The 20,589-nt window shown below is 66.9% G+C and carries 21 protein-coding genes; 14 read left to right on the plus strand and 7 right to left on the minus strand.

The window, feature by feature from the left end; all coding sequences use genetic code 11:
• The first annotated feature begins 42 nt into the window (after positions 1 to 42).
• From ADBZ5N_RS03485 to ADBZ5N_RS03500, 4 genes are read left to right on the plus strand one after another with little or no spacing between them, the layout of a single operon-like run.
• Positions 43 to 1,437 carry a cystathionine beta-synthase gene (locus ADBZ5N_RS03485; RefSeq protein ID WP_526256091.1) on the plus strand — a complete coding sequence of 465 codons (1,395 nt, stop codon included), beginning with the start codon at positions 43 to 45 and terminating at the stop codon, positions 1,435 to 1,437.
• 53 nt (positions 1,438 to 1,490) lie between these two features.
• A complete protein-coding gene (locus ADBZ5N_RS03490; RefSeq protein WP_526256092.1) occupies positions 1,491 to 2,576 on the plus strand; it encodes a hypothetical protein in 1,086 nt (361 codons plus the stop codon).
• A 36-nt stretch (positions 2,577 to 2,612) separates the two neighbouring features.
• Complete coding sequence (locus tag ADBZ5N_RS03495; RefSeq protein WP_526256093.1) at positions 2,613 to 3,767, plus strand: cystathionine gamma-synthase; 1,155 nt, start codon at positions 2,613 to 2,615, stop codon at positions 3,765 to 3,767.
• 29 nt (positions 3,768 to 3,796) lie between these two features.
• Positions 3,797 to 4,093, plus strand: a complete 297-nt coding sequence (locus tag ADBZ5N_RS03500; RefSeq protein ID WP_526256094.1) for a TM2 domain-containing protein — start codon at positions 3,797 to 3,799, stop codon at positions 4,091 to 4,093.
• 5 nt (positions 4,094 to 4,098) lie between these two features.
• Here ADBZ5N_RS03500 and ADBZ5N_RS03505 read toward each other — a convergent pair whose 3' ends face one another.
• The 3 genes from ADBZ5N_RS03505 to ADBZ5N_RS03515 form a co-directional block, all read right to left on the minus strand.
• The gene (locus tag ADBZ5N_RS03505) at positions 4,099 to 4,758 is read right to left on the minus strand and encodes a GPP34 family phosphoprotein (RefSeq protein ID WP_526256095.1); all 660 of its coding nucleotides are present in this window, start codon (positions 4,756 to 4,758) and stop codon (positions 4,099 to 4,101) included.
• 30 nt (positions 4,759 to 4,788) lie between these two features.
• The gene (greA, locus tag ADBZ5N_RS03510) at positions 4,789 to 5,283 is read right to left on the minus strand and encodes a transcription elongation factor GreA (RefSeq protein WP_526256096.1); all 495 of its coding nucleotides are present in this window, start codon (positions 5,281 to 5,283) and stop codon (positions 4,789 to 4,791) included.
• Positions 5,284 to 5,506: 223 nt separating this feature from the next.
• On the minus strand, positions 5,507 to 5,947 hold the full coding sequence (locus ADBZ5N_RS03515; protein WP_526256097.1) for a DUF4307 domain-containing protein: 441 nt from the start codon (positions 5,945 to 5,947) through the stop codon (positions 5,507 to 5,509).
• A 70-nt stretch (positions 5,948 to 6,017) separates the two neighbouring features.
• Between ADBZ5N_RS03515 and mca the strand changes: the two genes are divergently transcribed.
• Genes mca through ADBZ5N_RS03535 form a run of 4 tightly spaced genes read left to right on the plus strand, consistent with a single transcriptional unit; the run spans position 6,018 to position 9,582 of the window.
• Positions 6,018 to 6,890, plus strand: coding sequence for a mycothiol conjugate amidase Mca (mca, locus tag ADBZ5N_RS03520; RefSeq protein WP_526256098.1), 873 nt, complete (start codon positions 6,018 to 6,020; stop codon positions 6,888 to 6,890).
• Between the two features lie 11 nt (positions 6,891 to 6,901).
• The gene (locus ADBZ5N_RS03525; RefSeq protein WP_526256112.1) at positions 6,902 to 7,192 is read left to right on the plus strand and encodes a hypothetical protein; all 291 of its coding nucleotides are present in this window, start codon (positions 6,902 to 6,904) and stop codon (positions 7,190 to 7,192) included.
• Positions 7,176 to 9,185 carry a thioredoxin domain-containing protein gene (locus ADBZ5N_RS03530; RefSeq protein ID WP_526256099.1) on the plus strand — a complete coding sequence of 670 codons (2,010 nt, stop codon included), beginning with the start codon at positions 7,176 to 7,178 and terminating at the stop codon, positions 9,183 to 9,185. The genes ADBZ5N_RS03525 and ADBZ5N_RS03530 overlap by 17 nt, the downstream gene beginning before the upstream one ends.
• 10 nt (positions 9,186 to 9,195) lie before the next feature.
• Positions 9,196 to 9,582 carry a nuclear transport factor 2 family protein gene (locus ADBZ5N_RS03535; RefSeq protein ID WP_526256100.1) on the plus strand — a complete coding sequence of 129 codons (387 nt, stop codon included), beginning with the start codon at positions 9,196 to 9,198 and terminating at the stop codon, positions 9,580 to 9,582.
• Positions 9,583 to 9,660: 78 nt separating this feature from the next.
• On the opposite strand, the gene trhA is transcribed toward ADBZ5N_RS03535, so the two are convergent.
• Positions 9,661 to 10,404 (minus strand): PAQR family membrane homeostasis protein TrhA, encoded by a 744-nt coding sequence (gene trhA, locus ADBZ5N_RS03540; protein ID WP_526256101.1) that lies wholly within the window; start codon positions 10,402 to 10,404, stop codon positions 9,661 to 9,663.
• A 68-nt stretch (positions 10,405 to 10,472) separates the two neighbouring features.
• On the opposite strand from trhA, the gene ADBZ5N_RS03545 reads away from it, so the two are divergent.
• Positions 10,473 to 11,270: a (2Z,6E)-farnesyl diphosphate synthase gene (locus tag ADBZ5N_RS03545; RefSeq protein WP_526256113.1), complete on the plus strand. Its 798-nt coding sequence runs from the start codon at positions 10,473 to 10,475 to the stop codon at positions 11,268 to 11,270.
• Positions 11,271 to 11,294: 24 nt separating this feature from the next.
• On the opposite strand, the gene coaA is transcribed toward ADBZ5N_RS03545, so the two are convergent.
• A complete protein-coding gene (coaA, locus tag ADBZ5N_RS03550; protein WP_526256102.1) occupies positions 11,295 to 12,233 on the minus strand; it encodes a type I pantothenate kinase in 939 nt (312 codons plus the stop codon).
• Between the two features lie 42 nt (positions 12,234 to 12,275).
• Between coaA and ADBZ5N_RS03555 the strand changes: the two genes are divergently transcribed.
• Together ADBZ5N_RS03555 and ADBZ5N_RS03560 are read left to right on the plus strand one after the other, a co-directional pair.
• Complete coding sequence (locus tag ADBZ5N_RS03555; protein WP_526256114.1) at positions 12,276 to 13,496, plus strand: DUF885 domain-containing protein; 1,221 nt, start codon at positions 12,276 to 12,278, stop codon at positions 13,494 to 13,496.
• A 26-nt stretch (positions 13,497 to 13,522) separates the two neighbouring features.
• Positions 13,523 to 14,998, plus strand: a complete 1,476-nt coding sequence (locus tag ADBZ5N_RS03560) for a glycine hydroxymethyltransferase (RefSeq protein ID WP_526256103.1) — start codon at positions 13,523 to 13,525, stop codon at positions 14,996 to 14,998.
• Position 14,999: 1 nt separating this feature from the next.
• On the opposite strand, the gene ADBZ5N_RS03565 is transcribed toward ADBZ5N_RS03560, so the two are convergent.
• On the minus strand, positions 15,000 to 16,781 hold the full coding sequence (locus tag ADBZ5N_RS03565; RefSeq protein WP_526256104.1) for a peroxidase family protein: 1,782 nt from the start codon (positions 16,779 to 16,781) through the stop codon (positions 15,000 to 15,002).
• A 173-nt stretch (positions 16,782 to 16,954) separates the two neighbouring features.
• On the opposite strand from ADBZ5N_RS03565, the gene ADBZ5N_RS03570 reads away from it, so the two are divergent.
• The 3 genes from ADBZ5N_RS03570 (at position 16,955) to ADBZ5N_RS03580 (ending at position 20,459) form a co-directional block, all read left to right on the plus strand.
• The gene (locus tag ADBZ5N_RS03570; RefSeq protein ID WP_526256105.1) at positions 16,955 to 17,785 is read left to right on the plus strand and encodes an acyl-ACP desaturase; all 831 of its coding nucleotides are present in this window, start codon (positions 16,955 to 16,957) and stop codon (positions 17,783 to 17,785) included.
• Between the two features lie 124 nt (positions 17,786 to 17,909).
• Positions 17,910 to 19,208 (plus strand): RNA 5'-3' helicase PhoH2, encoded by a 1,299-nt coding sequence (gene phoH2, locus ADBZ5N_RS03575; RefSeq protein ID WP_526256115.1) that lies wholly within the window; start codon positions 17,910 to 17,912, stop codon positions 19,206 to 19,208.
• A 27-nt stretch (positions 19,209 to 19,235) separates the two neighbouring features.
• Positions 19,236 to 20,459, plus strand: coding sequence for a cation:proton antiporter domain-containing protein (locus tag ADBZ5N_RS03580; protein WP_526256106.1), 1,224 nt, complete (start codon positions 19,236 to 19,238; stop codon positions 20,457 to 20,459).
• A gap of 10 nt (positions 20,460 to 20,469) precedes the next feature.
• Here ADBZ5N_RS03580 and ADBZ5N_RS03585 read toward each other — a convergent pair.
• Positions 20,470 to 20,589: hypothetical protein (locus ADBZ5N_RS03585; protein ID WP_526256116.1), on the minus strand; the 120-nt coding region annotated here is incomplete at its 5' end.

Here is a 20,589-nt window from a genome sequence, read left to right on the forward strand (position 1 = left end):
CAGCCTTCGGGGCGCCTCCGATGCGTCTGACACCATGGACATATGCGCATCGCCCAGCACGTCACTGAGCTGATCGGCAACACACCCCTGGTGCAACTGAATTCAGTGGTGCCCGAGGGTGCCGGTCGGGTCGCCGCCAAGATCGAGTACCTCAACCCCGGCGGCAGCGCCAAGGACCGCATCGCGGTGAAGATGATCGAGGCCGCCGAAGCCAGCGGGCAACTCAAGCCCGGCGGCACGATCGTCGAGCCGACCTCCGGCAACACTGGTGTGGGCCTAGCCCTGGTGGCCCAGCAGCGGGGCTACAAGTGCGTGTTCGTCTGCCCGGACAAGGTGAGCGAGGACAAGCAGAACGTCCTGCGTGCCTACGGCGCGGAGGTCGTCGTCTGCCCCACCGCGGTTCCGCCGGACCACCCGGACAGCTACTACAGCGTTTCCAACCGACTGGTCGAGGAGATCGATGGTGCCTGGAAGCCGGATCAGTACTCGAACCCGAACGGCCCGGCAAGCCACTACGAGACCACCGGGCCTGAGATCTGGGCCGACACCGACGGCACGGTGACGCACTTCGTCGCCGGGGTGGGAACCGGCGGAACCATCACCGGCGCCGGCCGCTACCTCAAGGAGATGTCCGGCGGACGTGTTCAGGTGATCGGCGCCGACCCGGAGGGGTCGGTGTACTCCGGGGGAACCGGCCGGCCCTACCTGGTGGAGGGCGTCGGTGAGGATTTCTGGCCGTCCGCCTACGACCCGGCGGTGCCGGACCGGATCATCGCGGTGTCCGACGCGGATTCCTTCGATATGACCCGCCGCCTGGCCCGGGAGGAGGGCCTGCTGGTCGGCGGTTCATGCGGGATGGCGATGGTGGCGGCTCTGCAGGTCGCCGAGGAGGCCGGCCCCGATGCGCTGGTCGTCGTGCTGTTGCCCGACGGCGGCCGGGGCTACATGTCGAAGATCTTCAACGACGCCTGGATGTCGTCATACGGATTTCTGCGCCGGCCCCTGGACGAGTCGCTGCCCGAACCCACTGTCGGTGATGTGCTCCGCGGTAAGTCGGGCGCGCTTCCGGACCTGGTGCACACCCATCCGTCGGAGACGGTGCGCGACGCGATCGGCATCCTGCGCGAATACGGCGTCTCGCAGATGCCCGTGGTCGGCGCCGAACCGCCGGTCATGGCCGGCGAGGTGGCCGGCAGCGTGTCCGAACGGGAATTGCTGTCCGCGGTGTTCGAGGGACGGGCCCACCTGGCCGACGCGGTGGCCCAGCACATGAGCCCACCCCTTCCGTTGATCGGCGCCGGGGAGCAGTTGAGCGCGGCCGAGAAGGTACTTCGCGACGCCGATGCGGTGATGGTGGTTGAAGGCGGCAAACCGGTCGGCGTGATTACCCGCCATGACCTGCTCGGTTACCTCTCCGAAGGGCCGCGTCGACGTTGACGCGATAGGGTTGGGGCTCTTGTGAAAGATGCTTCTGAGATGAACTGGAGACCATGACCACCCCGCCGCAGCCGCCCCATCCCGGTGAGTACCCGCAGCCCGGAGGCTATCCGCCCCCGCAGTACCCCGGTGGTGCCGCCCCTCAGCCGCCGCAGGAAGGTTTCGGCGCTCCACCGCCCGGATGGGGCTATCCGCCGCCGGGACAGGGTGCCTACCCGCCCCCCGGTTCCTACCCGCCCCCCGGTTCCTACCCACCCCCGGGTGCCTACCCGCCCCCGGGTGCCTACCCGCCCCCGGGTGCCTACCCCCCGCCCGGCGGCTACCCGCCCCCACCGGGGGCCTATCCACCCCCGCCTCCGGCCGAGGGCGGTTACTACCCGCCCCCGCCGGGTTTCGGTAAGCCCGCCTTCAGCATCGGCGAAGGATTGAGCTGGGCGTGGAACAAGTTCACCAAGAACGCCGTCCCCCTGCTGCTGGCCACGCTGATCTTCGGGCTCATCTTCTTCGTGGTGGCGGGCGTGTTCTTCGCGCTGATCAGCGCTGTCGCGCCGGAGACCTTCGATGTCTACGAATCAGCTGATGGCCTAACGGAATTCGTCACCCCGGGGAGTTCGGGTGCCGGAACCGTGATCGCCATGATCGGCTGGATCGTGTTCTTCGTTCTCGCTGGAGCGATCGCGTCGGCCTACTACGGCGGCCTGCTGGACATCGCCGACGGCCGACCGGTCACTCTTGGTTCGTTCTTCGCCCCCCGCAGGGTCGGCGCTGTGCTCCTTGCGGCCTTGATCGTCGGCATCGTGTCCTCGCTGGTCACCTTCCCGTTGCAATTGGTTCCCTACGTCGGATCCCTGATCGCCGCTGTGATCGGTGTCGCGGTGTCGCTGTTCACCGCATTCACCACCGTCGCGATCGTCGACCGAGGGCTCTCGGCGCTCGACGGCATCCGCACCAGCATCGGCATCGTCCGTGCCCGCTTCGGTGAGTCGCTGTTGGTGTGGCTGGTCAGCCAGTCGCTGCTGGTGGTCGGCGCTCTACTGTGCGGCGTCGGTCTACTCGCGACTGCGCCGATCGCGTTGCTGCTGGTGGTCTACGCCTACCGCAAACTCAGCGGCGGGGCGGTGGCGCCCGCGACCGCCTGACCCGTCAGCGCCGGCCTGCCACTAGGCTCGACGGCGATGACTGACACCCACCGCCGGCACGGTTTCGCCACGACGGCCATACACGCCGGATTCCGCCCGGATCCTGCGACCGGGGCGGTCAACGCCCCCATCTACGCGAGCAGCACCTTCGCACAGGACGGGGTGGGTGGCCTGCGCGGCGGCTTCGAGTACGCCCGTACCGGCAACCCGACGCGGGCGGCGCTGGAGACCGTGCTGGCCGCCGTCGAGGACGGTCGCTTCAGCAGGGCGTTCAGTTCCGGGATGGCGGCCACCGACTGTGCCCTACGCGCGGTGCTGCGACCCGGCGACCACATCGTCATCCCCGACGACGCCTACGGCGGGACGTTCCGGCTGATCGACAAGGTGTTCCGGCAGTGGGGCGTCGAGCACACTGCTGTGCACCTCGCCGACCTCGACGCGGTGCGGTCGGCGATCACCGATCAAACCAGGATGATCTGGGTTGAGACGCCGACGAATCCGCTGCTGTCCATCGCCGACATCACCGCGATCGCCGAGATCGGACATGCCAGTGGTCTGACGGTGCTGGTGGACAACACATTTGCCTCACCGGCGCTGCAGCAACCGCTGAACCTGGGGGCGGACATCGTGTTGCATTCGACGACGAAGTACATCGGCGGACACTCCGACGTGGTCGGTGGCGCACTGGTGACCAACAGCGAGGAACTCGATGCCGCCTTCGGCTTCCTGCAGAACGGCGCCGGTGCGGTACCGGGGCCCTTCGACGCCTACCTGACCATGCGCGGCCTGAAGACACTGGAGCTGCGGATGCACCGGCACAGCGACAACGCAGCCCTGGTGGCCGCGTTCCTCGCCGGCCATCCGGCGATCAGCAGTGTGCTTTACCCCGGGTTGCCCGACCATCCGGGCCACGCGGTGGCGGCCCGCCAGATGCACGGATTCGGGGGCATGGTGTCAGTGCGGATGAAGGGCGGTATGCAAGCTGCGCGAGATTTCTGTTCGCGGACAGAGATTTTCATCCTCGCCGAGTCTCTCGGTGGCGTGGAGTCGCTCATTGAACACCCCGGTGCGATGACACACGCATCGACCGCCGGTTCGCAACTGGAGGTTCCCGAAGACCTGGTGCGGCTGTCGGTGGGGATCGAGGACCCGGCGGACCTGCTCGCCGACCTGCAGCAGGCTTTGGGTTGATGCGTTGGCCGGCGGGCTACTCTGGCCAAATGTCGACACCGCCGTTTCCCGGCCGACCGCAAGAGGCGATGTCCGACAAATCCGGTGTGGTGGCCGGAGTTCTCCAACTTTTCTTCGGCTGCTTCGGGGCGGGTCGGTTCTACCTCGGCTCGACCGTTATCGGGATACTCCAACTGTGCGTCGGCATCTTCGGCATCCTCACCACGATTCTCGGTTTCTCGGGGCTGCCGTTCCTGCTCGGCGCCGCAGTCTGGGGTCTGCTCGACGCGATGCTGATCTTCACCGGGTCGGTGAAGGATTCCCACGGTCGGTCGTTGCGCGGCTGACCGTCTCAGCCGAGCGCAGGTAACACCTCTGCGGCGGTCAGTTCGAGATTGACCTGAGCGGTATCAGAGCCGTCCACCCAGTCCCCGTTGGCAATGTCATTGGCGCGCAGGGCAACAGCACGGACTCCGGCGTCGTTGAGATCCAGAATGGCGCCCATCCCGCCGACCGCGTGCAACAGGCTGATCACCGCGGCGACGACCGGCGCGGGGCGACGATTCTCGAAGATCGCACCCAGAACCTCGGAGCGGGCGACGGCAACCCTGGCCCGGTTTTTGACTGGCCAGCGATAGTGGTTGCGCCGCAAACGATGTTGGGTCAACGCGACTTGGTGGATCTGGCCGGTACGCAGCAGCTGGTCGAGGACGTCATCCTCGGTGTGCCTGTGCAGCGCGGCGATCGCCGACTCGGCGGTCAACGGCTGCTGCTGCAGCAGCGCCAGCGCTGGGCGTAACGAAGGATCGAGCGGAACGGGCCCGGCCAGTGCGATCAAACGTCCAGGCGGTACCGGATCCTCCTGCTGGGCCGGGCGCACCCGGCACTCATACGCCAGATCAAGGATGAGGGCTGCAGCCAGAATCCGGCCCAGCCGGGAACGCTCCACTCTGGGCTGTGCCTCTGGATTGTCCAGCAGCAGCAACAACAGGTCTTCGGCGATGCGCGCCATGAGCCCAGACTGTAACGCTGCCGCGGCGGGCTACGAGTGGTAAGGCTCAGCGCTGACCAGGGTGACCTTCACGGTATTGCCACTGGGGACGGTGTAGGTGCGGGTCTCGCCGACCTTGGCGTTGAGCAGGGCCGAACCCAACGGAGAGTTGGGCGAGTAGACCTCGAGCTTGCCGTCGTTGACGATCTCCTGGCGGGTGGCGATCAGGAATGTCTCGGTATCGGACTCGTCACCGTCGTAGTACACCTTCACCACCGATCCGGGCAGTGCGACACCGGACTGTTTGGGCGCCTCGCCGACCTTGGCGGTGTTCAGCAACTCCTGCAACTGGCGGATCCGGGCCTCTTCCTGACCCTGCTGCTCGCGGGCGGCGTGGTAGCCGCCGTTCTCCCGAAGATCGCCCTCCTCGCGCCGGTCATTGATCTCGGCGGCGATGATCGGGCGGTTCGCGATCAACTGATCCAGTTCAGCCTTGAGTCGGTCATAGGACTCCTGCGTCAGCCAGACCACCTGGTTGTCGGCCATCTCGTCGCGCTCCTCGATCGTGTCTTCCGCGTCATTCCCGGGTGCGGTGTGTCATCGCTGCTGGGAGGTGCGGTGGATACCGCGTGCACTGCCGCTCCCCGAGCAGCGAAACACCCCGCTAATGAAGCAATACACGGCTCCCGATAGGAACCGTGTACCGGGCAAGTGTAGCACCGGCGGGGGTGCCGACCGCCGGGTTTCGGCCTGGCCGGCTTCCCGCAGCTTAGGGTGCCCTCAGGTACGGGGGCACAACGGTTCCGCATCCGTAAATGTCCCCGACGTAGGGCCTTTTGTAGGTTTTGACGGTGCTGGTGACCTGTACCGTTCGCTCGGTGGAGGGGCCCACCAGGATCTCGCGCCGGCCAATCTCGGCCCCGTCGCGGGAACGGGCCCGCACGATGCACACCACCGGCACCGCCGGATCCCTTCGCGTCACGCTGATTGTGACGGACGTGGTCTGCTCGTCGAGCACGTCGTAGGCGGCCATTTCACCCTCTACGGGGGCTCGTTCAAAGCGCTGGTAGGCGCCGATGGCTAGGCCCAATCCGAGCAGTACCGTCAGAGCGCCCAGGGCGATCACGATGCGGCGCCGGGTCGCTGCAGCTATCGGGGCCCGCCCGTACCGCGACGACGGGGGGGTCCGTCGGGCCGACGTCTGGCTCATGGGAGCAGTGTGCCCTTCGCCGCCAGACTCTGTTGCGGGCACCCCCACCACGGATGGGACTATGGGACACGTGACCGAACGGCGTTTGATGGCGGTTCACGCCCACCCGGACGACGAGTCCAGTAAGGGCGCGGCCACCCTGGCGCGGTACGCCGACGAAGGCGACCGCGTGGTGGTGGTCACCCTGACCGGTGGGGAGCGCGGTGACATTCTCAACCCGGCCATGGATCTTCCCGATGTGCATGGCCGGATCGCCGACATCCGTCGCGACGAGATGGCCAAGGCCGCTGAGATCCTCGGCGTTGAACACCAGTGGCTCGGGTACGTCGATTCGGGGCTACCGGAGGGAGACCCGCCACCACCGTTGCCGGAGGGGTGTTTCGCCCTGGTGCCGTTGGCTGAGCCGGTGGCCCGACTGGTGCGTCTGATCCGGGAATTCCGGCCGCACGTCATGACCACATACGACGAGAACGGTGGCTATCCGCATCCGGATCACATTCGTTGCCACCAGGTTTCAGTGGCCGCCTTCGAAGCGGCTGCTGATCCACGGCTGCACCCCGAGGCCGGCCCACCGTGGTCGGTCAGCAAGCTGTACTACATCCACGGATTCCTGCGTAAGCGCATGCAACTGCTGCAGGACGAGTTCGCCAAGAACGGTCAGGAGGGTCCGTTCGCCCGGTGGCTGGAGAGCTGGGACCCCGACGAGGATGTGTTCGCCAAGCGGGTCACCACCCGGGTGCACTGCGCACCGTACTTCGCCCAGCGTGATGATGCGCTCAAGGCCCACGCCACCCAGATCGATCCCGGTGGGTTCTTCTTCGCCACGCCGTTAGAGTGGCAACAACGGCTTTGGCCCACCGAGGAGTTCGAGTTGGCCCGCTCGCGGGTACCCGCCGTGCTGCCGGAAGACGACCTTTTCACCGGAATCGAGCGATACGAGTGAGCGCTGCGCCAATGCACAACGTGCTGATCACGCTGCTGGCCGAGGGTCCGGCCAACACCGGACCGGATTTCGGCAAGGCCAGTCCGGTCGGGCTGCTGGTGGTCGTACTCCTGCTCATCGGCGTCTTCACGTTGGTGTGGTCGATGAATCGGCATCTCAGGCGGGTGCCGACGAGCTTCGGCGAGGCCGGGGAGGCGGGTGCCGAGGATGCGGTGTTCTCGGACGGCGACGCGGTAGCGGGCAGGAGCGAAGCGCCGCGGGGAGCAGATCCCAGGGAGCCGCCGCGTGAGTCCAGCGGGTAACGAACTCTCCGGCGCGACCAGCCCCTACCTGCGCCAGCACGCCGACAATCCGGTGCACTGGAAACAGTGGAGCCCCGAGGCGCTGGCCGAAGCCGCCCGCCGCGATGTGCCGATCCTGCTGTCGGTGGGCTACGCCGCCTGCCACTGGTGCCATGTGATGGCCCATGAGTCCTTCGAGGACGACATCGTCGCCGCCGCGATGAACCAATTCGTTTGCATCAAGGTCGACCGCGAGGAGCGCCCCGATCTCGATGCCATTTACATGAACGCCACCGTCGCCATGACCGGCCACGGCGGTTGGCCGATGACCTGCTTCCTGACCCCCGACGGGCGGCCGTTCTTCTGCGGCACGTACTTCCCCAAGCCGCAGTTCCTGCAGTTGCTGGCCGCAGTCGGCCACACCTGGCGCGAACAACGCGACGACGTCGAACAGGCCAGCGACCACATCGCCGGCGAGCTGCGGCGGATGGCCTCCGGGCTTCCTGGCGGAGGCCCCGAGGTGACCGCCGAACTGTGCGACCACGCCGTCGCCGCGGTGCTCCGCGAGGAGGACACCACCCGCGGCGGCTTCGGCGGCGCACCCAAATTTCCCCCGTCGGCCCTGTTGGAGGCGCTGCTGCGCAGCCACGAACGCACCGGCTCCCCGGTGCCGCTGGGCACCGTCCGGCGGACCTGTGCGGCGATGGCCCGCGGCGGGATCTACGACCAGCTTGCCGGGGGCTTCGCCCGCTACAGCGTCGATGCCGACTGGGTGGTTCCGCACTTCGAGAAGATGCTCTACGACAACGCGCTGCTGCTGCGGGTGTACGCGCACTGGTTCCGGCGCACCGGGGACCCGCTTGCCGGGCGGGTGGCCGCCGAGACCGCCGCCTTCCTGATCGACGACCTCGCCGATGATGCAATGTTCACCTCGTCACTGGACGCCGATGCCGCGGGCGTGGAGGGGTCGACGTACGTGTGGACGCCGGCTGAGTTGCGCGCGGTTCTCGGCGATGACGACGGGGCCTGGGCGGCAAAGGTTTTCGGTGTCACCGAGCACGGCACCTTCGAGCACGGCGCCTCGGTGCTGCAGTTGCCTGCCGAATACGACCCGCTGCCTGGGGATGCCGAGCGGTTCGGGCGGATACGGGCCGCGCTGCTGGATGCACGGCGGGGCCGGCCGCAACCCGGCCGGGACGACAAAATCGTCACCGCATGGAACGGATTGGCGATCACCGCCTTGGCCGAAGCTGCTGTGGCACTGGAGGATTTCAGCTTGCTCAACGCCGCGGTGCGGTGCGCCGAGGGCATCATCGCGCTGCATCTGGTGGACGGTCGGCTGCGACGGGCCAGCCTCGGCGGCCGGGTGGGGGAGAGCGCGGCCGTCCTTGAGGATTACGCGATGCTGTCCACCGGATTGCTGTCGCTTTACCAGCTCACCGGCGATCAGCGTTGGGTGCAGCACGCCACGGGGTTGCTCGACCTGGCGCTGCGCCACTTCGCCGATCCGGATCGGCCCGGTCGCTGGTTCGACACCGCTGATGACGCCGAACAACTGATGGTCCGTCCTGCGGACCCGGTGGACGGGGCGACCCCGTCGGGAGCATCGTCCATTGCCGAGGCGCTGCTGACCGCGGCGCATATGGTCGACGCCGATCGCGCCGGACGCTACGGCGAGTCCGCGGCCACCACGCTGCTGGCCCACTCCGCACTGCTGGCCCGGGCTCCGCGATCGGCGGGGCACTGGCTGGCCGTCGCCGAGGCGGCCGTCCGCGGTCCGCTGCAGGTGGCGGTCGCCACCGGCGATTTGGGGTCGGATCTTCTGGCCGCCGCGCGGCGACTGGCACCGGGCGGCACCGTCGTGGTCGGCGGGCCGGTGGACTCCATGCCACTGCTCGACGGGCGCGATCGGGTTCGCGGGGCCGATGCGGCCTACGTCTGCCGCGGACGGGTGTGTGACCTGCCGGTCACCAGCGAAGCAGAACTCGCCGAAGCGCTCGGAGTGCCGGTGTAGCGTCGGCGCCATGTCCGACACTGGACCCCTCGGGGCCGAGCACATCCAGTCCGTCGTCCACCGGTACCTGGAGCTGGTCGGTGGCGGCACCGCCGACCAGATCGTCGAACTGTTCGCCGACGACGCCACCGTGGAGGACCCGGTCGGCGGCGAGGTACACATCGGCCGGCACGCGATCCGCGGCTTCTACAAGAACATCGAAAGTCTGCCGCGTCGAACCGAACTCATCACGCTGAGGGTCGCCGGTCATGAGGCGGCGTTTCTGTTCGCGATCACGGTGGGGCCGGAGGGTGGCGGCATGCGCATCGAGCCCATCGACGTGATGGTCTTCAACAACGGCGGCAAGATCACCGCGATGAAGGCCTACTGGTCCCCGGCCCACATCAGCCAGGTGTAAATCCCGCCGCCGAGCGCTACCCCAACGCGACACCCGGCGCCGGGTGTTACCCCAGCGCGACGACCGGCGCGGGGGCACTCACCAGAACACCGCGAACCACATGGCGATGTAGTGGCAGATCGCCGCCACCGCGGTGCAGGCATGGAAGAACTCGTGGTGACCGAAGGTCTCCGGCCACGGGTTGGGCCACTTCAGTGCGTACAGCACGCCGCCGATGCTGTAGAGCACGCCGCCGACGATGAGCAGCACCAGCGCGGCGACCCCGGCGCCGTGCATGATCGGGCCGACGAACCACACCGCCACCCAACCGAGCAGGAGATACAGCGGCACCCCGACCCAGCGCGGTGCCGTCGGCCAGAACATCTTGAGCAGAACCCCCGCCAGTGCACCGCCCCAGACGATCCAGAACAGTGTCCAGCCATCCCTTTCGGGGAGCGCCAGGAGGGCGAATGGGGTGTAACTGCCGGCGATGAACATGAAGATCATCGAGTGGTCGAGACGCTTCATCCACGTGTGCGCGGTCGGCGAGACCCAGCGCACCCGATGGTAGGCGCCGCTGACGGCGAACATCGCCACGCTGGTCAAGGTGTACAGCAGAGTGGCAAGCCCGGCCCTGGTGCCCTGTAGCGACCAGGACACCGACACCAGCGTCGCGCCCGCGACCGCGGCGACGATTGCCGCGTAGACGTGGATCCATCCCCGGGCTCGCGGTTTGTGCAGGAATCGGCTGACACTGTCGACGACGGCTTCCGGGAAGTCCTCCGCCGCTCCGTCCGCGGGACCGGTCGGCCGTGGTTCGGTGACGTCGGCGTCTGTGGTCATTTCCGCCTCCCTGCCGGACGCGCCAGAGCGTGCTCTTTCTGCCCATGGCCACAGTAGTCTTGCTGGTCGTGGAGATCATTCCCCCGCTGCTCAAGGGGCCGGCCTATCGGCTCTACGAGGCGCGGCTGCGGCAGGAGCTTTCGAACTCCAAATCTGCACTTCCGCGCCATATCGCCGTGCTCTGCGACGGTAATCGGCGGTGGGCGCGTGACGCTGGTTACTGTGACGTGAGCTACGGGTACCGGATGGGTGCGGCCAAGATCGCCGAGATGCTGCGCTGGTGCGCGCGCGAGGGCATCGAGATGGCCACGGTCTATCTGCTGTCCACCGAGAACCTTCAGCGTGACCCCGACGAACTTGCGGCGTTGATCGAGATCATCACCGATGTGGTGGAGGAGATCTGCGCCCCGGCGAACCGGTGGAGCGTTCGGACGGTTGGGGATCTGGAACTGCTGGGCGAGCAGCCGGCGCGACGGGTCCGCGACGCGGTGGACAACGCCACCCTGCACGCGCCGAGGGGTTCCTTCCACGTCAACGTGGCCGTTGGTTACGGTGGGCGCCAGGAGATCGTCGACGCGGTGCGTCAACTCCTGGGCAAGCGGGTGGCCAACGGTGCTACCCCGGAGCAGATGATCGAGGCCGTCACCATCGAGGGCATCTCGGAGAATCTCTACACCTCCGGCCAGCCCGATCCCGACTTGGTGATCCGCACCTCAGGTGAACAGCGACTGTCCGGCTTTCTGTTGTGGCAGAGCGCCTATTCGGAGATGTGGTACACCGAGGCGCACTGGCCGGATTTCCGTCGCGTGGATTTCCTGCGGGCGCTGCGTGACTACAGCCGCCGGCACCGGCGGTTCGGAGGCTGACTCCTTCCCCCTCGCGGGGAACCGTCAGATTTTGCGGAGCCGAAGCCGGTTGATCGAGTGATTGGCATCCTTGCGCAATACTGCGGTTGCCCGCGGCCGGGTGGGCAGGATGTTCTCGATCAGGTTGGGCCGGTTAATAGTTCGCCAGATATCGCGCGCCGCAACGATAGCCTGATCATCGGTCAGGCCGGAGTAGTGGTGGAAGTGCGATGCCGGATCGGCGAAGGCGCCGGCCCGCATCGCCAGGAATCGCTCGATGTACCACTGCTCGATATCTTCGATTCGGGCGTCGACGTACACCGAGAAGTCGAACAGGTCCGAAACCATCAGTCGGGGTCCGGTTTGTAAGACGTTGAGGCCCTCCACAATCAGGATGTCCGGGTGGGTGACGACGTGCTTCTCGCCGGGGACGATGTCATAGATCAGATGCGAGTAGACCGGCGCGCACACCTGGTCTGAACCGGACTTGACCGAGGTCACGAAACGCATCAGGCCACGTCGATCGTAGCTCTCCGGAAAACCCTTGCGGTGCATCAGATTTCTGCGGGTCAGCTCCGCATTCGGATACAGGAACCCGTCGGTGGTGACCAGATCAACCCGGGGATGGTCGTCCCACCGGGACAACAGTGCCTGCAGCACGCGGGCGGTGGTCGACTTGCCAACCGCCACACTGCCGGCGACGCCGAGAATGAACGGCACCGGCCGGTCGGGGTTCTGCCGGGGTTCGCCGAGGAATTCGTCGGTGGCGGCAAAGAGGCCTTGGCGTGCGGCGACCTGAAGGTGAATCAGCCGGGCCAGCGGCAGATACACCTCCTCGACCTCGAGCAGGTCGACCTGTTCGCCCAGGCCCCGCAGGCCAACCAGTTCCTCCTCGGTGAGCTTGAGCGGGGTCGACATGCGCAAACCGCGCCAGTCGCTCCGGTCGAACTCCACATAGGGGCTGGGTTCGTTCAGCCGAGCCATGGCACAAGTCTTGCAGTTAGCGTGATGGGCATGGATATCGGCATGGATCCAGACCACCTCATTCGCGAGTACCTGTTGCTCGGCTTGCGGTTCGACCGCATCGAGGAAGGCTACGTCGATTCTTTCACCGGTGACCAACGGCTGCGCCGTCAGGTGGCCGACGAGCCGACCCCCGACCCGGCCGCGCTCGCCGCGCAGGCCCGTCGGCTGCTGTCCGAACTGCTCGGCGTGCCCCGCACCCCCGTCTTCACCCAACAGCGGGCCGACTTCCTCGCCGCGCACCTGCGGGCGCTGGAATGCGCGGCAGGTAAGTTCGCCGGCCAGGACGTCGGGTTCGTCGACGAAGTCCGCGCCTACTTCGACGTCGAGATCTCCCCGGGGGACCCGGAGCACTACCGCGCCGCGCACGCCCGCATCGACGAGGTCCTCGGCGGCACCGGCTCGCTCGCTGACCGGATGGCCACCGACCGGCGGGCCGATGAACTGCCGCCGGACCGGCTCGGCGAGGCCGTCGACGCGTTCTCCAGTGCACTGCGTGACATCGTCCGGGCAACCTTCCCGCTGCCGGACTCCGAGACCGTCGTCTACGAGGTGGTCACCGACAAACCGTGGTCGGGTTTCAACTACTACGAGGGGGACTACCGCTCCCGGGTGGCGGTCAACGCCGACCTCAAACAGCAGATGTCCACCCTGCCGTCGCTGATCGCCCACGAGTCCTACCCCGGCCACCACACCGAACACTGCCGCAAAGAAGCCGGGCTGGTCAGCGGACTGGGGCAGCAGGAACACACCATCTTCCTGGTGAACACCCCGCAGTGCCTGATGGCTGAGGGGCTCGCGGACCTGGCGCTGCATGCCGCGGTGGGCCCGGGTTGGGGGCGCTGGGCGCAGGAGATCTACGCCGACCTCGGCCTGCGTTTCGACGGGGAGCGCGCCGAGGCACTGGCCGAGGCGCGGGCGGGTCTGGCCCGGGTGCGCCAGGATGCGGCGATCATGCTGCACGACGAGCACCGCGACGTCGACGACGTGGTGGCGTATCTGCAGCGCTGGCTGCTGGTGGACGACACCCGCGCCCGGCAGATGCTGAAGTTCCTGTGCTCGCCGCTGTGGCGGGCCTACACCAGCACCTACGTGGAAGGCTATCGGCTGTTGCGGGGCTGGTTGGACGACCGGCCGGCCGGTATCGGCCTCACCGAGCGGTTCGGCCGACTGCTCGATGAACCGCTGATCCCCTCGGCGCTGCGCAGCGAGTCGTCGCTGTAAGCCGCACAGGGACTACGCTTTGCCCCATGACGACCGACGCCATCTTGTCTGCCGCGACCGCACCGGGCGCCGATTACGCCGCGACCGCCAGCCAGGCCTACCGGGCGGCGCTGACGGTCATCGGATCGGTGGAGCCGCGGATCGCCGCGGCCACGGCTAAAGAACTCGACGACCAGCGCAACTCGCTGAAACTGATCGCCAGCGAGAACTACGCCTCCCCGGCGGTTCTGCTGACCATGGGAACCTGGCTGTCGGACAAGTACGCCGAGGGCACCGTCGGGCACCGCTTTTACGCCGGCTGCCAGAACGTCGACAACATTGAGGCGATCGCCGCCGAGCACGCCCGCGAACTGTTCGGCGCCCAGTACGCCTACGTGCAGCCGCACTCGGGCATCGACGCCAACCTGGTGGCGTTCTGGGCGATCCTGGCCACCCGCGTCGAGGCGCCCGCGTTGGCCGAGCTCGGTGTGAAGAACGTCAACGACCTCTCCGAAGCGGAGTGGGAACGGTTGCGCGGCAAGCTCGGCAGTCAGCGTCTGATGGGCATGTCGCTGGACGCCGGCGGCCACCTCACCCACGGCTTCCGGCCCAACATCTCGGGCAAGATGTTCCAGCAGCGCAGCTATGGCACCAATCCGCAGACCGGCCTGCTGGACTACGACGCCATCGCCGCCGCGGCCCGCGAATTTAAGCCGCTGATCCTGGTGGCCGGCTATTCCGCCTACCCGCGCCGGGTGAACTTCGCCAAGATGCGCGAGATCGCCGATGACGTGGGCGCCACCTTCATGGTCGACATGGCGCACTTCTCCGGACTGGTCGCCGGGAAGGTGTTCACCGGTGACGAAGACCCGGTGCCGCACGCCCACGTTGTCACCACCACCACCCACAAGTCGCTGCGCGGGCCGCGCGGTGGACTGGTGCTGGCCACCGCGGAGTACTCCGATGCGGTGGACAAGGGTTGCCCGATGGTGCTCGGCGGCCCGATGTCGCATGTGATGGCCGCCAAGGCGGTGGCGTTCGCCGAGGCGCGCCAGCCCTCGTTCCGGGCCTATGCCCAGCGGGTGGCCGACAACGCCCAGGCCTTCGCCGACGGTTTGATGCGGCGCGGGGCGCACCTGGTCACCGGCGGCACCGACAACCACATCGTGCTGCTCGACGTGCAGTCCTTCGGATTGACCGGTCGGCAGGCCGAGTCGGCGCTGCTGGACGCCGGCATCGTCACCAACCGCAACTCCATCCCCGCCGACCCCAACGGCGCCTGGTACACCAGCGGTATCCGGTTCGGCACCCCGGCGCTCACCACCCGCGGCTTCGGGCCCGCCGAGTTCGACCGGGTCGCCGAACTGGTGGTGGAGGTGCTGTCCAACACCACCCCCGATTCGGGCCCCAACGGACCGTCAAAGGCCAAGTACACCCTGGTCGACCAAACCGCGGACTGGGTGCGCTCGGCTTCCGCTGAGCTGCTCGACGCCAACCCGCTCTACCCAGGACTGGCCCTGTAACTCAGCCGACTGTCTTCCACGGCCCGAACGGGTTCGCGACGCCGGAGAGCGCGGGGGCCAGTTCCGGGTAGTGCCGGAGCAGGATGTCCGTCATCGAGGTCGACTGGACCCAGTCGTAGCCGACCTGGGTGTAGACCTCGGGCCGCATATCGGTGGTCAGGAAGCGGTCGCTGTTGACCCGCCGCGCCGCCATCAGGAGGAAGATCCGGGTCGCGGTGTCGGAGAATCCCTGTCCGGGGATGAGGTCCTCGGCGTACATCCCGACGATCGGATCGACGTCGTCGATCTTGTTGTCGTAGACCTCCTGCATCTGACGCGCCCACTGTTTGTTCGAGGTGATGTCGTCGAAGGTCTTGGGCACCGGCATCCGCAATCCCTTCCGGAACTTGGTGTAGCGGGGCACGCCCCGCTCGCGATCGCGGACCACGTCCAAAGTCGCCAGGTCGCTGAGTTCACCATCGATCCGCTCGAAGTGCATCAGCGTGCGCGGATAGTTCTTGAGGCAGATCGCTCCCGGATGCTGGACCCCGAAGGAGTAGAACAGGTCCGTCATCGAGAACTCGTCCATGAACCCGCGCGTGTATTTGCCCTGAATTTCGGTGAATTCGGCTTCCTTGATCTTCTCACCGGTTTTCAGCGAGTAGAACTTCCACTCGTCGGGGATCAGCGCGTGCATGCGGTAGACCGAGACGAACTCCTCGGTGAACTGGAATGGAACGCCGAAGTGGTCGTGCTTGCCGCCCGCCTGGCCGCTGATGAAGTCACTGTTCACCGGCCGGGCGTTTCCGAAGCGCTGGTAGGCCTCCTCACCGGTGAGGCCCCACCAGGTGTTGACCAGTCCCCATGCGGTCGCCGGGTGGGACAGGATCCCGGGCGTCCACTCGACGAGGTGAATCTTGGCGATCAATGCCGAGATGGCGAGCCAGCCGAGTTCGAATAGCCGCTGATCGCCGAGATCGGGGTAGGCCTTCTTCAGCGCATCGCATAATGCGTTGTGCTCCAACGTGAACAACGTGTGCAGCAGCGAAACACCCGTCCAGTAATTCTGGAACATGCCGGTGTGATCGATGCCCGCGTATTCGCTGTTCTCCAGCAGGCGCCGGTCTGAGCCGATCTTCAGCTTGCCGTCCTCGAAGGTACGCAGTGCCGCCTGCTTGTCATAGCCACTGCCGTACACCTGGGAGGCGTCCCACCAGTGCGTCTCCTCGTTACGGAACACCGGGCAGCGCATACCCGCCGGCCGCGCCAGCTCCGGGGTGCGGCGGATCGTCATCGGGTGCTCGGGCCACGGGTCATCGGCGGCCAACGGGACCTCGATGACATCGTCGGGCTCGCCGCGGCCGTGGAAGAACCAGTTGTGATTCTCGAACTGGATCCACGCGGCCGCCAGCGTGTTCAGCGTCGTGGCCGGCTTGAAAACGTCGCGCTTGAGCAGCTGTTCGGCCACCACGCGCGGGCTCGGCGTGAACAGCCGGGGCGGCGTCTCGGCCTCGACGAAGTCGAGCGGGAAGTTCCGGGCGAAGCGCGACCCCGCCATCCCCATCGCGGGATCGGAAAGATCGTTCCAGCTGCCGTCGGGCATCCGGGCCCGCAGCGCCTCTGGCGGCGGCTCGGCGGGAAAATCATGCGCAGGCTCGCCGGGGGTGTCGAACAGGTTCCGTGCCCGCAGCGACTCGCGGTCGAAATACAACTTCGCCATCTGCAGAGCCTGGGTGGGGTACTTGTCCCACTCCCGGGTCATCCCGGCCTTTTTCAGCGCGTCCTCGATCTTGTCTAACACCACGACCTCTTCTCCGGTAGCCGCCTGCGGCTTGTGTGCTGTTGGTATTCCGGAATCCAACATGATCTCGACGCGCACGAGGGGGGGTTTGACAAAATTGACGACGCCGTAAGTCCAGTTACGCCGAGCGCGCGCCAGATTTCTGAACACCCGTTAACTTCGGTTACAGTTACCGCATGGCACAGAAACCTGTCGCGACTGCGTTGACCCAGGAGCTTGAGCCGGTTGTCGCCGACAATCTGGCCCGCTACCTGCAGACCGCTGACGAGTGGTACGCCCACGACTACGTCCCGTTCGATGAGGGCCGCAACTTCGCCTTCCTCGGCGGCCAGGACTGGGACCCCTCCCAGGTCACCCTCCCCACCGCCATCGTCGACGCGGTGGAAGTCCTGCTCATCACCAAGGACAACCTCGCCGGCTACCACCGTGAACTCGTCGAGCACTTCATCCTCGAAGACAGGTGGGGCCGCTGGATCGGCCGCTGGACCGCCGAAGAGAACCTGCATGCCATCGCGCTGCGTGAGTACCTGCTGGTGACCCGCAACTTCGACCCGGTTGCCGACGAACAGGTCCGCGTCAACCACGTCATGCGCGGCTACCGGGCCAGCAACTACACCCAGATCGAGACACTGGTCTTCATGGCGCTCTACGAGCGCGCGCACGCCGTCTACACCCGCAACCTCGAAGCCAAGATCGAGGAACCGGTGCTCAAGAGTCTGGTCGGGCGGATCGCCGCCGACGAGGAGCGGCACGCGGAGTTCTTCGACAATCTGGTCATGCACTGCGTGGAGCACCACCGCGACTCGACCATCGCCGCGATCGCGCGGCGCTCGATCGCCGTTCCTGTTGTCGGCGGCGACATCCTTGAGTACCGGGAGACCAAACTGCGCAGCGTCGCCGACACCGGCGTCTTCGACGAGGGCGCCGCGGCCGCGGTCCTGCTCGACGCCATCACCGGATGGGGCCTGGCCGACGAGCCGCTGCTGAAGAAGCGCATCGCCGCCTGACACACCCGGCGCGCCTGCATGGTGCGCTGCTATCCAGACGGGTAGCGTCGCCTTTGATGGCCAGCGAGCCTCCGGTTCGCGGCCACGAGCCGAGGGAGCGCCCGTGACCGATCCGCACTCGCCCATCCGGACGTACGTGCTTGACACCTCAGTCTTACTGTCCGATCCCTGGGCCTGTACGCGGTTCGCCGAGCATGAGGTCGTCGTCCCGCTGGTGGTGATCAGTGAGTTGGAGGCCAAGCGCCACCACCACGAACTGGGCTGGTTCGCCCGGCAGGCACTGCGGCTCTTCGACGATCTGCGCCTCGAACACGGCCGGCTGGACTGTCCCATTCCCGTTGGGACACAAGGCGGTACTCTGCACGTCGAGCTCAATCACACCGATCCCGCGGTGCTGCCCAGCGGCTTCCGCACCGGCACCAACGATGCCCGGATCCTGGCGTGTGCGGCCAACCTCGCTGCTGAGGGCAAGCGAGTGACGTTGGTCAGCAAGGACATTCCGCTGCGGGTCAAGGCGGGAGCGGTCGGACTACCCGCCGACGAGTACCACGCCCAGGACGTTGTCACCTCCGGCTGGACCGGCATGACCGAACTGGATGTCGCCAGCGAGGAGATCGACACGCTGTTCGCCGACGGCGAGATCGACCTGGCCGATGCCCGGAATCTGCCCTGCCACACCGGCGTCCGACTGCTGGGGGGCAGCTCGCATGCACTTGGCCGGGTGAATGCCGAGAAGCGGATCCAGGTGGTCCGCGGCGACCGGGAGGTGTTCGGACTGCGCGGGCGTTCCGCCGAGCAGCGGGTCGCTCTGGATCTATTGCTCGACGAGTCGGTCGGCATCGTGTCACTGGGTGGCAAGGCCGGTACCGGGAAGTCCGCTCTTGCACTGTGTGCCGGCCTGGAGGCCGTCCTGGAGCGGCGCAGCCAACGCAAGGTGGTGGTGTTCCGCCCGCTCTACGCCGTCGGCGGCCAGGAGTTGGGCTACCTGCCCGGTAGCGAGAGCGACAAGATGGGCCCCTGGGCGCAAGCCGTTTTCGACACCCTGGAGGGGCTGGCCAGCCCGGCGGTGCTCGAGGAGGTGCAGTCCCGCGGAATGCTGGAGGTACTGCCGCTGACCCACATCCGCGGCCGTTCGCTGCACGACTCGTTCGTGATCGTCGACGAGGCCCAGTCCCTGGAACGCAACGTTCTGCTCACCGTGCTCTCCCGGCTCGGGGCCGGCTCTCGGGTCGTGCTTACCCACGATGTCGCCCAGCGCGACAACCTTCGTGTGGGCCGGCATGACGGGGTGGCCGCGGTGATCGAGAAACTCAAAGGCCATCCGCTGTTCGCACACATCACCCTGATGCGTAGTGAACGCTCGCCGATCGCCGCACTGGTCACCGAGATGCTGGAGGAATTCAGCCCCGGCGCGCTGCCCTAAACCACCGCGCGTCTAGCCTCGCCTGTCGTGCACTACACAACCCCGCTCGTCCTGGCCGTGCTGGTGCTCGGCTACGCCGTAGTGTCCGAACGGGTCAACCGCTCTTTCATCGCGCCCGCACTGATCTTCCTTCTTTTGGGAATGGGCCTGGGGCCCTTCGGATTAGGCGTTCTGGAGGCCGGAGCGGGGACGGAGGGCTACACCGTCCTGGCGCAACTGGCGCTCACCATGATCCTGTTCAACCAGGCAGCCAAGCTGCGACTGGACCGCATCCGGGTGCACGGTCCGGTGACGCTGCGACTGCTCATCGTCGGTATCCCGCTGACGGTGCTACTCGGCGCCCTCACCGCGACGGTTCTGCTTCCGGTGCTGCCGTGGTGGGAGGCGGTGTGTGTGGCGGCAATCGTGGCGCCCACCGAGGCGGCGCTGATCGAGGCACTGCTGGAGGATCGCCGGATACCGGAGCGGGTTCGGCATGCCCTGTCGGTGGAGAGCGGCTTCTACGACGGCTTCGCGCTGGCGATTCTGCTGACGGCGCTGGCGCTAGCATCCGAGCACACGGAGAACGCCGGCCCCAGCAACGTGAACTGGGTGTGGTTCATGTTCAGCACCGAGTTCGCCTCCCTGCTGGCGGGCGGTGCGGTCGGACTCCTCGGCGGGCTGGTGGTGGCATGGTCGCGGCGGCACGAATGGATGAGCGACACCTGGGCGCAGTTGGCCACCCTGGCGCTAGCCTTTGTCTGCTTCCAACTCGGTGAACAGATCGAGGCCAGTGGTTTCGTCGCGGCCTTCACCGGTGGGCTCGCGTTCTCCTTGATCACCCGGCGCCGCACCGACGAGGACATTCCGACTCAGGTTTCCGATGCCGCCGCGCAACTGCTGGAACTCATGGTGTTCGCGATGTTCGGTGCCTTCGCCGTGATCGACGGCTGGCTGCGCGCGGACTGGCGGGTCGTACTGTTCGCCGTCTTGGCGCTGTTCGCGGTTCGGATTGTCACCGTGCTGGTTTCGCTGGTGCGTACCGACTTGCCGATGTCCGACCGATGGTTCATCGGGTGGTTCGGCCCGCGTGGGATCGGCACCGTGGTGTTGGGCCTGCTGGTGATCAATCGCGGCGAGATCGAGAACACCGAGTTGATCAGCACCGTCGTCGTGGTGACGGTCACGCTGAGCCTGCTGCTGCACAGCCTGACACTCGCGCCGGGAATTGGCCGGTTGGCCTCGACGCGCATGGCCGCGCCGACGCCGTAGCGTCGGGCGTTCAGCCCTCGTCGCGCACCTTGGCCATCGCCAGCACGTCGAGCCGCTTGTCCAGTTCCTCTTCGGAGAGCTTCTCGCCGATCAGCCCGCGGTCGATAACCGTCTGCCGAATCGTCTTGTG

It is taken from the genome of Mycobacterium sp., from assembly GCF_044370595.1.
Classification (GTDB): Bacteria; Actinomycetota; Actinomycetes; order Mycobacteriales; family Mycobacteriaceae; genus Mycobacterium.